General features: G+C 61.2%; 12 protein-coding genes. 9 read left to right on the top strand and 3 right to left on the bottom strand.

Translation table 11 applies throughout. The features are described 5' to 3' along the window. Positions 1 to 4 precede the first annotated feature (4 nt). On the bottom strand, positions 5 to 1,108 hold the full coding sequence (gene chaA / locus ACJ8IN_RS01355) for a sodium-potassium/proton antiporter ChaA (protein WP_033647747.1): 1,104 nt from the start codon (positions 1,106 to 1,108) through the stop codon (positions 5 to 7). 294 nt (positions 1,109 to 1,402) lie between these two features. Then, positions 1,403 to 2,221 carry a siderophore-interacting protein gene (locus tag ACJ8IN_RS01350; protein ID WP_308325826.1) on the bottom strand — a complete coding sequence of 273 codons (819 nt, stop codon included), beginning with the start codon at positions 2,219 to 2,221 and terminating at the stop codon, positions 1,403 to 1,405. A 130-nt stretch (positions 2,222 to 2,351) separates the two neighbouring features. Between ACJ8IN_RS01350 and chaB the strand changes: the two genes are divergently transcribed. The 9 genes from chaB to ACJ8IN_RS01305 all read left to right on the top strand — a co-directional run bounded on the left by chaB (position 2,352) and on the right by ACJ8IN_RS01305 (position 11,656). Continuing rightward, complete coding sequence (chaB, locus tag ACJ8IN_RS01345; RefSeq protein ID WP_033647745.1) at positions 2,352 to 2,579, top strand: putative cation transport regulator ChaB; 228 nt, start codon at positions 2,352 to 2,354, stop codon at positions 2,577 to 2,579. Positions 2,580 to 2,832: 253 nt separating this feature from the next. Further along, positions 2,833 to 3,528: a gamma-glutamylcyclotransferase gene (locus tag ACJ8IN_RS01340; RefSeq protein WP_161764519.1), complete on the top strand. Its 696-nt coding sequence runs from the start codon at positions 2,833 to 2,835 to the stop codon at positions 3,526 to 3,528. Between the two features lie 302 nt (positions 3,529 to 3,830). After that, positions 3,831 to 4,784, top strand: coding sequence for an HTH-type transcriptional regulator Cbl (cbl, locus tag ACJ8IN_RS01335; protein ID WP_033634950.1), 954 nt, complete (start codon positions 3,831 to 3,833; stop codon positions 4,782 to 4,784). A 175-nt stretch (positions 4,785 to 4,959) separates the two neighbouring features. Next, complete coding sequence (locus tag ACJ8IN_RS01330; RefSeq protein ID WP_308325824.1) at positions 4,960 to 6,528, top strand: ABC transporter substrate-binding protein; 1,569 nt, start codon at positions 4,960 to 4,962, stop codon at positions 6,526 to 6,528. Then, complete coding sequence (locus ACJ8IN_RS01325; RefSeq protein ID WP_033647742.1) at positions 6,528 to 7,583, top strand: ABC transporter permease; 1,056 nt, start codon at positions 6,528 to 6,530, stop codon at positions 7,581 to 7,583. Before ACJ8IN_RS01330 ends, ACJ8IN_RS01325 begins: the two co-directional genes overlap by 1 nt. Next, positions 7,580 to 8,449 (top strand): ABC transporter permease, encoded by an 870-nt coding sequence (locus ACJ8IN_RS01320; protein WP_060427404.1) that lies wholly within the window; start codon positions 7,580 to 7,582, stop codon positions 8,447 to 8,449. The genes ACJ8IN_RS01325 and ACJ8IN_RS01320 overlap by 4 nt, the downstream gene beginning before the upstream one ends. Continuing rightward, the gene (locus ACJ8IN_RS01315; protein WP_308325822.1) at positions 8,439 to 9,281 is read left to right on the top strand and encodes an ABC transporter ATP-binding protein; all 843 of its coding nucleotides are present in this window, start codon (positions 8,439 to 8,441) and stop codon (positions 9,279 to 9,281) included. Before ACJ8IN_RS01320 ends, ACJ8IN_RS01315 begins: the two co-directional genes overlap by 11 nt. Further along, entirely contained in the window at positions 9,278 to 9,949 is a 672-nt protein-coding gene (locus ACJ8IN_RS01310) for an ABC transporter ATP-binding protein (protein WP_308325821.1), read from the top strand. The genes ACJ8IN_RS01315 and ACJ8IN_RS01310 overlap by 4 nt, the downstream gene beginning before the upstream one ends. Before the next feature lie 132 nt (positions 9,950 to 10,081). Further along, complete coding sequence (locus tag ACJ8IN_RS01305) at positions 10,082 to 11,656, top strand: ABC transporter substrate-binding protein (protein WP_308325820.1); 1,575 nt, start codon at positions 10,082 to 10,084, stop codon at positions 11,654 to 11,656. A gap of 312 nt (positions 11,657 to 11,968) precedes the next feature. On the opposite strand, the gene ACJ8IN_RS01300 is transcribed toward ACJ8IN_RS01305, so the two are convergent. Continuing rightward, positions 11,969 to 12,727 carry a prepilin peptidase gene (locus ACJ8IN_RS01300; protein WP_308325819.1) on the bottom strand — a complete coding sequence of 253 codons (759 nt, stop codon included), beginning with the start codon at positions 12,725 to 12,727 and terminating at the stop codon, positions 11,969 to 11,971. Between the last annotated feature and the right edge of the window lie 8 nt (positions 12,728 to 12,735).

The following is a 12,735-nucleotide window of genomic DNA, read 5'->3' as shown; positions in this document are numbered from 1 at the left end:
TTGATCAGGCGAAGATAGTCATCATGTAGGCGGCGAACAGCGCCAGGTGGGCGGTGCCGTTCAGCACGTTGGTGCGGCCGGTCGAGAACGACAGCTGGCACAGCAGCAACACCGTCAGCATCACCACGATATGCGGCGTTTGCAGGCCGAAGATCAGCGTCTGCCCGGTCAGGGTGGCGATGATGGTGACCGCCGGCACGGTCAGGGAGATGGTCGCCAGCACCGAGCCGAAGAACAGGTTCATGGCGCGTTGCACCTGATTGTTCAACACGGCGCGCAGCGCGCCCAGCCCTTCAGGCGACAGGATCAGCAGCGCCACCAGGAAACCGGTGAACTGCGCCGGCGCGTTCATTTTGGTCAACAGACCTTCCAGCGGATTGGCGTTGAACTTGGTGACGGCGATAACCGCGATCAGGTGCACGATGAGCCAGGCGGCATGCCAGGCGCTGCTGTGGGAAGAAGGCTTGCCGTGATGCGGGTCGCCGTCGTCGTCTTCATGTTCGTACACGAACAGGCTCTGGTGGGTTTTGGTCTGGATCACCAGGAACACGCCATACATGGCGGCGGAGATCAGCGCTACCAACAGCGCTTGCCCGGTGCTGAAGTTGCCGCCCGGCAGCGCGCTCGGGAATACCAGCACGATCACCGCCAGCGGGAAAATCGCCATCAGGTACTGTTTGATGCCGCCCAGATTGACGTACTGGGTGGCGAATTTGCGCCCGCCGAGCAGCAGCGCGAAGCCGACCAGGCCGGCGGAAACGATCATGATGATGGAGTACAGCGTGTCGCGCATCAGCGCCGGCGCGGCGTCGCCGGTGGCCATCAGCGCCGAGATCAGGCTGACCTCGAGGATCACCACCGACAGGCTGAGGATCAGCGAGCCGTAGGGTTCGCCCAACCGATGAGCCAGCACGTCGGCGTGGCGCACCACGCTGAAGGCGCTGCTGAGGATCCCCACCAGCGCGAGAATATTGATCCCGACGATCAGCGGAAAGTTAGCGGTGCTGCTCCACAGGTTCAACACCACCAGCGCGGCGATGGGGAAGATCAGCGAGTATTCGGTGTGGCGAGATTTGGTGGATCGGCCAGGATCGTGTTGCGACTTCATGAGGGTGGCACTCCTTCTCAAACAGCGTAGCCCGTCGGCGCCGGTCGCCGTGGCACGGCAACTCTGCGTTTCCAGTAGGTATTTTATATTAGGATACACCCGCGGCGCCGGTGTGATGTTGTTTTTATCTGAGAAAGCAATTGCTTGCTTTATGTGATCAGGGTAACAAAAAAACCGCACGGGGTGCGGTTTTATTTACTTACTTTTACGCAGTAACGCCAATTTTTAACGTTAGATTTGAGAAAAGTCGTGTTTACTCATTTACCGCTTGGTTAATCAAGGAAAACGAGATCGTCAGTCATCAATATTATCCATGATTTCATGCCGTTTATTGTGGTAACCCTCTTCATTTAGCCCCTCACGCCAGTAAGGTACGGCATAAAGACGATTGCGATCGCATTGGCGTTCACGGCGCAGGTAGCGGCGCAACCCCACCACCAGGCGATCTTCACCGGCGAGCCAGAAGTGCGCTTCGCCCTGCGGCAGGGACTGCGCGCGGAACTGAGCGATCAGTTCGTCGGTTTTCTCCGTGCCGCCGACGATCCAATTGACTTCAACATCAGCGGGTTTTTTCAGGTCAATCATGTCAGCGGTGCTGTCGACGCGGACGAAAGCGCGCCCGGCGCTGTGCTGCGGCAGGTTTTCCAGCAGCGCGGCCAGCGCAGGCAGCGAGGAAGGATCGCCCGCCAGGCAGTAGAAATCGGCCGCCGGCAGCATCGGTTTGGGGCCGCCCGGGTTGCTGATACCGATTTTATCGCCGATTTTCGCTTGGCGCGCAAAGTCGACCGCTGGGCCTCGGTGATCGTGAATCGCAAATTCGATGTCCACTTCCGCCTGTTCCGGGCGCACGGCGCGAATGGAATAGGTGCGCACGATCGGGCGCACGGCGTCCGCGGCCCAGCGCGGGCCGTTTTCGGTCAGCGTCGGCAGATCCGGCTGAGTTTGGTCGGCGAGCGGCAAAAAGACTTTGATGTGCGCAGCGGCGGCCTTGGCCGGGTAGTAGCGCAGATCGGGCGCGGTAAAAGTGATGCGGCGCAGGTGCGGCGTAATGTCCTGCACGGCGCTGACGGCGATCAGGTAGGGGGCGCGTGAGCGAGGGGCTTCGGTAGTCACGGGGATCTCCTTATAGTTCGTTTGGCGGTGAGTATACCATGCCGTTTGATAATGAGAATTGTTTGCTCATTGAGGCGCAATCGCCTGTGAGCTAGGCTTAAGGTTCACGCAATACGCACGGGAGGACGTGATGCCATACCAAGACACGAACGACTTGCCGGACAATGTGAAGCATGTGCTGCCGGCCCATGCGCAGGCGATCTATAAAGAAGCGTTCAACAGCGCCTGGCAACAATACCGGGATCCTGAAGACCGACGCGGTGACGCCGGCCGGGAAGAGACGGCGCACAAGGTGGCCTGGGCAGCGGTCAAACAAAGCTATCGCAAGGGTGACGATGAGCGCTGGCACAAAAAGTAACGCCTTTCATGCCCCGGTAAAAATCGCGCAGACGTTATGCTGACCTCGGCAATTAATATTATTGCTGCTCAGTACAAATACTTTTCCACGTTAACGCCGCTTTGCAACTTGATTGCGCGGCGGGAAAAGAATATGGTCATTATTAATCGGAGCGGTTATTGAATTAATAAAATTCCGCACTAAAAAATAAAATTGCAAAGGTTCAGTAGTGGCGAGGGAGGACGAGAAATCGTATTCCCGGGAGGTTGTAACAGTGTTAACGCGAGATTTTCTGCAAAAAGCGGATTGCAAAACCGCCTTTGGCGCTATTGAGGAGTCGCTGTTGCTGACGCCTGAACAGCGCGCAGCCTCGTTGGCGTGCACATTATCGCGCCGGCCGGATCACAGCCCGGTATGGGTATTCGGTTACGGTTCGCTGATGTGGAATCCGGTTTTCGAATCGGAAGAAGTGCGGCCAGCCATACTGCAGGGCTGGCATCGGGCGTTCTGCATGCGTTTGACCGCCGGGCGCGGCACGCTTCATCAGCCGGGGCGCATGCTGGCGCTGAAAGAGGGTGGCCAGACCACCGGATTGGCGTTTCGTCTGCCGGAGAGCAAGCTGCGCGAAGAGCTGGAGCTGCTGTGGAAGCGCGAGATGATCACCGATTGCTACGTGCCGACCTGGTGTGAGCTGCAGCTGGAGGGCGGTGAGGCCGTCACGGCGCTGGTGTTCGTGATGAACCCGCAGCATCCGCTGTTTGAAGCAGACACCAGCCACCAGGTGATCGCGCCATTGATCGCCAGCGCCAGCGGCCCGCTAGGCACCAACGCGCAATACCTGTTTGCGCTGGATAACGAGCTGAAGCACCACGGCATGCAGGATGATTGCATCGGCGATCTGGTGCGTTACGTGCAGCAATGGTTGCAGCAGAACCGCCCCGGCGCTTTCGGGACCGAGGCCACGGCCTGAGGCGTTGGCGGGGCGGCAGACAGTAAAGGGCTCAGCGTGCGGAGCCCTTTTTCATATATCTAATACCTCTATTTAATAACTTTATTCTGCATGATTATTTAAGCCAGTCACTTTGTGTGGTTATTTATCTCGTTATTTTTAAAGCCATTCATCATTTTCCTCCGTCTTCACACCCCGAGAGTCACGATAAATAATTCACTTAGTATTAAATTGCATAACTAAAGGCTATTTCTTATTTGTTCAGCCCCGCAGGACTCCGTATCAATATGGCAGACGCTACCGCAAGAAACAGGGAGACGGGGATGAACTTTCAACAATTAAAAATTATTCGCGAATCGGCGCGCTGCAACTACAACCTGACCGAGGTCGCCAATACCTTATTTACTTCGCAGTCCGGCGTCAGCCGGCATATTCGCGAGCTGGAAGAAGAGCTGGGCATTGAAATATTCATTCGCCGCGGCAAACGGCTGCTGGGCATGACCGAGCCCGGCAAAGAGCTGCTGGTGGTGGCGGAACGCATTCTCAACGACGCCAACAACATCCGTCGCCTGGCGGACGTCTTCAGCAGCAACGATTCGGGGCAGCTGCATATCGCGACGACGCACACCCAGGCGCGCTACAGCCTGCCGGGGGTGATCAAAGAGTTTCGCGCGCTTTATCCACGGGTGCGGGTGGTGCTCAATCAGGGCAGCCCAGAAGAGATCGTCTCGATGCTGGCCGCCGGCGAAGCCGATATCGGCATCGCCAGCGAGCGGCTGATGAGCGACGAGTCGCTGGCGGCGTTCCCGTACTACCGCTGGCATCACACCATTTTGGTGCCGGAAGGGCACGAGTTGACGCGCCAGCCGCAGGTGACGCTGGAGATGCTCAGCACCTTGCCGCTGATCACTTACCGCCAGGGCATTACCGGGCGCGCGAAGCTGGATGCGGCGTTCAAAGCGGCGGGCCTGACGCCGGACATCGCGCTCAGCGCGCAGGATTCCGACGTAATTAAAACCTACGTCGAACTGGGATTGGGCGTGGGCGTGCTGGCGGACATGTCGTATGAAAAAGAGCGCGATCGCGGGTTGGTGAGCCTCAACGCCGAGCACCTGTTTGAACCCAATACGGTATGGCTGGGCCTCAAGCGCAGCCAGTTGCAGCGCAACTATGCCTGGCGCTTTATCCAACTGTGCAACCCGACGCTGTCGCTGACCGAAATCAAGGACAAGGTTTTCTCGTCGCAGCTGGATGCGGTGATTGACTACCAGATTTAATCGATAAGCGGCAGGCAACCCCTGCCGCGCATTCCGCATCGCTCCCCTAATAATCAAAACCCCATCTATATACATAAAAAGAATATCTATAGTGATTTAAGTACCTTCAGCTGCCGATCGTGCTCGCATACACTCGCGAAATTATTATAAATTCCATCCGCTTGGAGAGTTTCAGATGAAAGCGCTCGTTCCTTCTTTGCTGTTTTTAGCCGTGGCGGCCAGCGTTAACGCGCAGGCGGCGACGCCGGCCAACACGCTGGTGATCGCGCAGTCTATCGATGACGTGGTCAGCTTTGACCCGGCCCAGGGATTTGAGTTAACCACGGTGCAGTCGTTCAACAGCCTGTATCAGCGTCTGATCCAGTCCGATCCGCACAACCCTATCGATCTCAAGCCAACCCTGGCCAGCAGCTGGCAGGCCGGCGCCGACAATCGCAGCCTGACTTTCAGCCTGCGCCCGGACGCCAGGTTCACCAGCGGCAATCCGCTGCGGCCGGAAGACGTGATCTTCTCGCTTTCACGGGTGGTAAAACTCAATCTGGAGCCGTCGTTTATCCTGACGCAGCTGGGTTGGAACGCGAAGAACGTGGAGCAACACCTGAGCAAGGTGGATGACCACCAGGTAAAAATCAGCTGGAGTGAAAACGTCAGCCCAGCCTTCGTGCTCAGCCTGCTGTCGGCGCCGGTATCGTCGATCGTCGACGCCAAAGAGGCGCTGGCGCACCAGCAGGGCGACGATCTGGGGCACCAATGGTTGAACAGCCACTCCGCCGGCAGCGGCCCTTACAAAATCCGCACCTATGTGCCGCACGAGGTGGTGGTGCTGGACGCCAACCCAGGCTCGCCGGAAGGGGCGCCGACGCTGAAAACCATCCTGATCAAAAACGTGCCCGATCCGGCCGCGCGCCGTTTGCTGATCGAGCAGGGCGATGCCGATATCGCGCGCAACCTGGGGGCAGACCAGATGGCGGCCCTGAAGGGCAAGCCGGGCGTCAAACCGTTGGCCATTCCTTACGCCTCGCTTTATTTCCTGCAGTTCAACGCCAAGGCGTCGCCGGCGCTCGGCAATCCGGCGTTCTGGGAGGCGGCGCGCTGGCTGTTCGATTACCAAGGCATCGCCGACGATCTGCTGAAAGGGCAGTTCCAGAGCCATCAGGCATTCCTGCCGGACGGTTATCTGGGCGCGCTTAAGGATCAGCCGTACAGCTTCAACCCGCAAAAAGCCAAAGAAATACTGGCCAAAGCGGGGCTCAGCAACGTCAGTTTCCGTCTGGACGTCAACAACCAGCCGCCGTATCTGGATATCGCCCAGGCGTTGCAGGCCAGTTTTGCCCAGGGCGGCGTGAAGGTGGAGCTGGTGCCGGGCATCAGCTCGCAGGTCTCCACCAAGGTGAAAGCGCTTAACTACGATGCGACGCTGACTTCCTGGGGGCCGGATTATTTCGACCCTAACACCAACGCCGCAGCCTTCGCCTACAACCCGGAAGACGGCAGCAAGACGCTGGCCTGGCGCGCCAACTGGCAGATCCCGGCGCTGAGCAAGCTGACGCTGGCCGCCACCGCGGAAAACGACACCGCCAAACGGGTGGCCGACTACCAGCAACTGCAAAAACAGGTGCAGCAAAGCTCGCCGTTCGTCATCGGCCTGCAGGCGCGCAGCCTGATTGCGGTGCGCGACAACCTCAAGGGCTATGTGCAGGGCATCAACCCTGACATGGTGTTCTACAGCAAGGTCAGCAAGTAATGGCCGCTGAACTGTCCGCCTCCGCCGGGGCGGCCCGGCGGTATTGGCGCTGGGGCGGGCGGCTGCTCGGCGGCGCGCTGTCGCTGGCGTTGACGTTGCTTGGCCTGCTGCTGTTCACCTTCATGCTGTCGCACCTGGCGCCGATCGATCCGGCGCTGCAGGTGGCGGGCGATCATGCCAGCGAAGCCACCTACGCACAGGTGCGGCATGAGTTGGGGTTGGATCAGCCGTTGCCGGTGCAGTTTTGGCGTTATCTGGTGCACCTGGCGCACGGCGATTTGGGCATTTCGCGCATCACCGCCCAGCCGGTGTTGAGCGATCTGCTGCGTACCTTCCCGGCGACGGTGGAGCTGGCCACCTGCGCCATTATCCTCGGCGCCCTCGGCGGCATTACGCTGGCGTTTCTGGCGGTGCTCAAACCGGGCAGCTGGCTGGATAATGCGGCGCGTTTGCTGTCGCTGATCGGTTATTCGGTGCCGATTTTCTGGCTGAGCCTGCTCGGGCTGCTGCTGTTCTACGCCACGCTGCACTGGTCGGCGGGGCCGGGGCGGCTGGACGACATCTACCTGTACAGCATGGAGCCGCGCAGCGGTTTCGTGTTGATCGACAGCTGGCTGTCCGGCGATCGCGACATGTTCTACAACGCCATCGGCCACCTGTGGTTGCCGGTAGTGGCGTTGGCGCTGCTGTCGATGGCGGGCATTACTCGGTTGCTGCGGGCGGCGATGCTGGAAGAGTGCAACAAGGAATACGTGACGCTGGCGCGTTCCAAGGGGGCCGGGCGCCTGCGCATTCTGCTGCGCCATGTGTTTCCCAACGTGCTGGGCACGCTGATCACCGTACTGTCTCTCTCTTACGCCAGCCTGCTGGAGGGCGCGGTATTGACCGAAACGGTGTTCGCCTGGCCCGGTGTCGGGCGTTACCTGACCTCGGCGCTGTTTGCCGCTGACACGCCGGCGATCCTTGGCGCCACGCTGCTGATCGGCACCTGTTTCGTGCTGTTGAATGCGCTGGCTGACGCCTTGACCTATTTAGTGGATCCGCGAACCCGATGAGCCAATATCTCTCTGAACACGAACCGCAAAGCGAGCCGGCCGTCGGTTACCGCACCGGTCGGCGCCTGACCACGCTGACGCTGGGCGCGGCGCTGGTGGCGATTTTGATCGTCACCGCGCTGCTGGCCCCGTGGCTGGCGCCTTTCGATCCCAATCTGCAGCATATCGAGCTGCGGTTATTGCCGCCTTCCGCCGCACATTGGCTGGGCACCGATGGCTTTGGCCGCGACTTGCTCTCCCGCGTGATTTACGGCGCGCGGCCGACGCTGATTCTGGTGTCGCTGATTCTGGTGTTGACCATTCCCATCGGCCTGCTGGTCGGCATTGGCGCCGGTTACCTCGGCGGCTGGGTAGAGCGCATTTTGATGCGCCTGACCGACATTTTTCTGTCGCTGCCGAGCCTGGTGATCGCGCTGGCGTTCGTGGCGGTCATGGGGCCGGGGTTGATGAACGGCGCGCTGGCGCTGGCATTGACCAGTTGGCCGGCCTTTGCCCGCCAGGCGCGGGCCGAAACCCTGGCGCTGCGCCGCAGCGATTACCTGGCGGCGGCGCGCATGCAGGGCATCAACGGGCTGCGGCTGATGGTCGGCCATATTTTGCCTTTATGCCTGCCGAGCGCGGTGGTGCGCGCGGCGCTCAGCCTGGGCGGCATCATCCTGTCCGCCGCCGGTCTGGGGTTCCTCGGCATGGGCGTCGCGCCGCCGACCGCCGAATGGGGCTCGATGGTGGCCGAAGGCAGTAAAGTGATTTTCGACCAATGGTGGGTCGCCGCCGCGCCGGGCGGGGCGATCCTGTTCGCCAGCCTGGCGTTTAACCTGCTGGGCGATGGCCTGCGCGACAAAATGGATCCTCGTCATGGGCACTGATAACACCTTATTGAGCGTCGAACGGTTGGCGATCGGCGTGCCGGGGCCACAGCCGGTGGCGCTGGTGAAGCATATTTCGTTCAGCATGGGGCGGGAGCGGCTGGCGCTGGTCGGTGAGTCCGGCTCCGGCAAATCGTTGACCGCGCGTGCGCTGATGGGGCTATTGCCGCCGCCGTTGCAGCTGCAGGCGCAGCGTCTGACGCTGGGCGATGAAGACTTGACGCGCCTGAGCGAGCGGCAGTGGAGCCGGCTGCGCGGCGACCGGGTGGCGATGGTGATGCAAGATCCCAAGCATGCGCTGAATCCCAATCAGCCGATCGGCCGTCAGGTGGAGGAGCCGCTGGTGCTGCATGCGAAGCTGAGCCGCGCCGAGCGGCGTGAAAAAGTATTGGAGATGCTGGCGGCGGTGGGCTTGCCCGATCCGGCTGCGCTGTGCCGCCGCTATCCGCATCAGCTCTCCGGCGGCATGGGGCAGCGGGTGATGCTGGCCATTGCGTTGATCAACGATCCACAGCTGTTGATTGCCGACGAACCGACTTCGGCGCTGGATCACCAGATGCGCGATCAGGTGCTGCAGCTGATAGAAAACCTGGTGGCGCAACGCAATATGGGGTTGATCCTGATCAGCCACGATTTGCAGCAGGTGGCGCACCACTGCGAGCGGGTGCTGGTGATGTACAAAGGCGAGCTGTTGGATCAGCTGCCGGCAGCAGAGCTGGCGCAGGCCACGCATCCTTATACCCGCACGCTGTGGGCGTGCCGGCCGAGCCGCGAGACGCGCGGCAAACCGCTGCCGGTGCTGGATCGCGCGCTGTTGGAGACGTTGAAATGAGCGTGATCGCACTGGAGAACCTGAGCGTCAGTCACCGCCAAGGCTACGAACTGCGCACCGTGGTGCATGAGGTTAACCTGCGCATCGAGCCGGGCGAGTGTTTCGGGCTGGTGGGGCCTTCCGGCTGCGGCAAGTCCTCGTTGCTGTGGGTGCTGGCCGGGCTGAATGGCAGCTGGCAGGGCGGCTTTGAGTTGCTGGGGCGGCACCTGCAGCCGGGCCAGGCGTTTACCGGCGAACTGCGGCGCGAGGTGCAGATGGTGTTTCAGGATCCCTATGCTTCGCTACACCCCAAGCACCGGCTTTTGCGTACGCTGTCGGAGCCGCTCAAACTGCTGCAGGAAAGCGACATCGAACGTAAAATCAGCGCGGGCTTTCGCCAGGTGGGGTTGGATCCGCGCCTGCTGGAGCGCTACCCGCATCAGCTGTCGGGCGGCCAGCGTCAGCGTGTGGCGATCGTGCGCGCATTGTTGCTGCGGCCGAAGCTGCTGTTGCTGGATGAACCGACCTCGGCGTTGGACATGTCGGTGCAGGCGGAGATCCTCAACCTGCTCAACGAGCTGAAACAGGCGGGCGAGCTGACGATGGTGCTGGTCAGCCACGATGCGGACGTGATTGACCACATGTGCGATCGTTCGGTGGCGATGGCGCACGGCCGCATCATCGTTTGACCCTATGCCCGCCAACGCGGCGGGCATATCCATCCTGGTAATAAATAAAGCAATTTATCGTCGTTCTTCCGTTAATTCTTACCCCCTACACTCGAAAAACAGCGCAACCGCGTGATAGTGGAGAGTGTATCGATGAAACGGTTAATCCCAACCTTATTGTATGGCGCGCTGGTGGCCGCGTTCGGTGCGCAGGCCGCCACCCCGCAGGACACCTTGGTGGTGGTCAGTTCGCTGGAGGGCATTATCAGCCTCGATCCGGCGGAGAGTTTTGAAACCGTCAGCTCGGCCAATCTGGTCAACCTCTATCAGCGCCTGGTGGCGCCGGATCGCGTTGCGCCGCAAACGCTGGCGCCGGACGCCGCCGCCAGTTGGCAAGCGGGCGCCGATGGCCACAGCCTGATCTTTACCCTGAAACCGCAGCAGCGCTTCGCTTCCGGCAATCCCCTGCGGCCCGAAGACGTGATTTTCTCGCTGGTTCGCGCGGTGAAGCTGAACAAGGCGCCGTCGTTTATTCTCGGTGAGTTTGGCTGGACGCCGGATAACGTTGAGCAGCATTTGAAGAAGGTGGGGGATAACCAGGTGCAACTCAGTTGGCCCGCCAACATCGGCAGCGAGCTGGCGTTGCGGCTGCTGACGGCGAATGTGGCCTCGATCGTGGATGAAAAGCTGCTGAACGAGCACGCGCAGCAGGGGGATTACGGCAATGCCTGGCTGCGCGGCCATTCCGCCGGCGGCGGCCCGTATCGGGTGAGTAACTATGTGCCGCACGAAGCGCTGCTGTTTGGCCGCAACGACTATGCGCCGTCGCCGGTCCGGCTGAAAACGGTGTTGTTCAAGAACGTCAGCGACGCCGGCACCCGCCGTTTGCTGTTGCTGAAAGGGGATGCCGACGTGGCCTACGATCTGGGCGCCGATCAGTTCGACTCGCTGCGCAACGCGTCTGGCGTGCGCATCGAGCAGGCCGATGCGCCCCGGGTCTATTACCTCGGTTTCAACACCGGCAGCAAAGACAACCCGGCGCTGGGCAATCCGGCGCTGTGGCGGGCGGCGCGCTGGCTGGTGGATTATCAAAGCATCGCCGAGCAGCTGCTGAAAGGGCAATATCGCGTGCATCAGGCCTTCTTGCCGCAGGGATTGGATGGGGCGCTCGACGATCGGCCGTTTACGCTCGACGTGGGCAAAGCCAAACAGATCCTGCGCGATGCCGGTATTGCCGAAGGTACGCGCCTCGATCTTATCGTCATCAATCAGCCGCCGTACACTGACATCGCACAGGCGCTGCAGGCCAGCTTCGCGCAGGCCGGGCTGCGGCTGGATATCCATCCGGTGGTGGAGAGCGACCTGTGGGGCAAGATGCGCGGCCGCGATTTTCAGGCGATCTTCACCTACTGGGGCGCCGACTACCTGGATCCGAACACCAACGCCAGCGCCTTTGCCTACAACGTGCCCGGTGGGCCGAAAACCCTGGCCTGGCGCACCCAGTGGGGCATTCCCGCCATCAGCGCGGAAACGCGTGCCGCGGCCGCAGAGGGCAACAGCGCCGCGCGCCGCGCACGTTATGCCGCGCTGCAACGGGAACTGCAGGCCAGCTCGCCCTATGTAGTGGCGCTGCAGGGGCAAACGCTGGTGGCATTGCGCGACAACGTCAAAGGTGCCCGGTTGGATATCGCCAACAGCATGCTGTATCTGGATCGGGTCAGCAAGTAGCGCCAACGCCGCGCGCCTGGCCGAGCTTTCTATCGCACCAAAGGTCGCCCGTGCGTGAAATCGCTTGCTGCTGCAACCTGGAATCGTGAGAGGTTTTGTCAGGATGAAATAAAATGAAATTTCATAACGTGCTCACATGGCGCTGATAAATTGGCGCTGAAAGGCGGTGTTGTTTACGTCTTTCACCGCGGTTGTCCGCAATGAGGCGGACACATCACCTCAGGAGATATTATGGACAATAACGGAAACGCTTCAGTGGAGCGCGCGGCAACCTGGCTCGCCGCCGGTGAGGTTGTGACGCCGGAACAGTTTTTATGGTTTCCAGCCACTGGCCAATCCGGCAACGGCCAGCACGGCAGAAGTGGCCGGATTGCTCAATCGGCTGAGCGAGACACTGAAGAACTCACCGAACAACGCCGGCGCGTTCTGGCCTGTGTCCAGCAAGAGCAACAGCCAGCCGGCGGCCGCCAAGGCGATGCCGAAAGGTTGCGGCGTTCGCCAGGCGCGACGGTTGCGCAGGCCGCGCGCCAATGCCATGCCTAATCCGAACATTGCCGCCAAGCAGACCAGCAGCGGCAGCATCGTCCAACCGAGCCAGGCGCCCAGCGCCGCCAGCAGTTTGAAGTCGCCCTGGCCGATGCCGTTACGCCGCCGCAGCTGTCGATAAAGCGCGTTGAGCAGCCACAACGCCCCGTAGCCGGCGGCGGCGCCGATAACCGCATCGTTCAGCGGCGCCCAGCGAGCGTCGAGATTGCACAGCAGCCCGCCCCACAGCAGCGGCTGGGTCAGCCGGTCCGGCAGCCAGCGGTGGCGCCAGTCCAGCCAGGCCAGGGCGATCAGCAGCGCCGCGGCCGGCGGTAACCACAACCGGTGTGCTGCTGGCGGGTCGAAAGGCAGCGTCGCCAACGCCACACCCAAGGCCGTCAGCAGCAGGCTGCGGCGGCGCAATCTCGGCGGGCTGGCGCGCACGGCCGCCGTTCGCTCCAGCCGGGTGATGAGCGCGAAGGCGACCATTCCTGCCGACAGCAGCGCGCTAAAAAACAGCGCGTGCCACAGTGAGAAAAGAAACATCAAGGCTC

The sequence above is a fragment of the Serratia sp. CY31944 genome (assembly GCF_052169175.1).
GTDB lineage: Bacteria > Pseudomonadota > Gammaproteobacteria > Enterobacterales > Enterobacteriaceae > Serratia > Serratia sarumanii.
The sequence above is the reverse complement of the archived record's forward strand: the minus strand, read 5'-3'. Positions and strand labels throughout refer to the sequence as shown.

Excerpts from the sequence above, each read along its gene's own strand:
- ACJ8IN_RS01330 (WP_308325824.1), top strand. The coding sequence starts at position 4,960 with ATGAAAGCGCTCGTTCCTTCTTTGCTGTTTTTAGCCGTGGCGGCCAGC.
- chaB (WP_033647745.1), top strand. The coding sequence starts at position 2,352 with ATGCCATACCAAGACACGAACGACTTGCCGGACAATGTGAAGCATGTG.
- ACJ8IN_RS01300 (WP_308325819.1), bottom strand. The coding sequence starts at position 12,727 with ATGTTTCTTTTCTCACTGTGGCACGCGCTGTTTTTTAGCGCGCTGCTG.
- ACJ8IN_RS01325 (WP_033647742.1), top strand. The coding sequence starts at position 6,528 with ATGGCCGCTGAACTGTCCGCCTCCGCCGGGGCGGCCCGGCGGTATTGG.
- ACJ8IN_RS01315 (WP_308325822.1), top strand. The coding sequence starts at position 8,439 with ATGGGCACTGATAACACCTTATTGAGCGTCGAACGGTTGGCGATCGGC.
- cbl (WP_033634950.1), top strand. The coding sequence starts at position 3,831 with ATGAACTTTCAACAATTAAAAATTATTCGCGAATCGGCGCGCTGCAAC.
- ACJ8IN_RS01310 (WP_308325821.1), top strand. The coding sequence starts at position 9,278 with ATGAGCGTGATCGCACTGGAGAACCTGAGCGTCAGTCACCGCCAAGGC.
- ACJ8IN_RS01320 (WP_060427404.1), top strand. The coding sequence starts at position 7,580 with ATGAGCCAATATCTCTCTGAACACGAACCGCAAAGCGAGCCGGCCGTC.
- chaA (WP_033647747.1), bottom strand. The coding sequence starts at position 1,108 with ATGAAGTCGCAACACGATCCTGGCCGATCCACCAAATCTCGCCACACC.
- ACJ8IN_RS01305 (WP_308325820.1), top strand. The coding sequence starts at position 10,082 with ATGAAACGGTTAATCCCAACCTTATTGTATGGCGCGCTGGTGGCCGCG.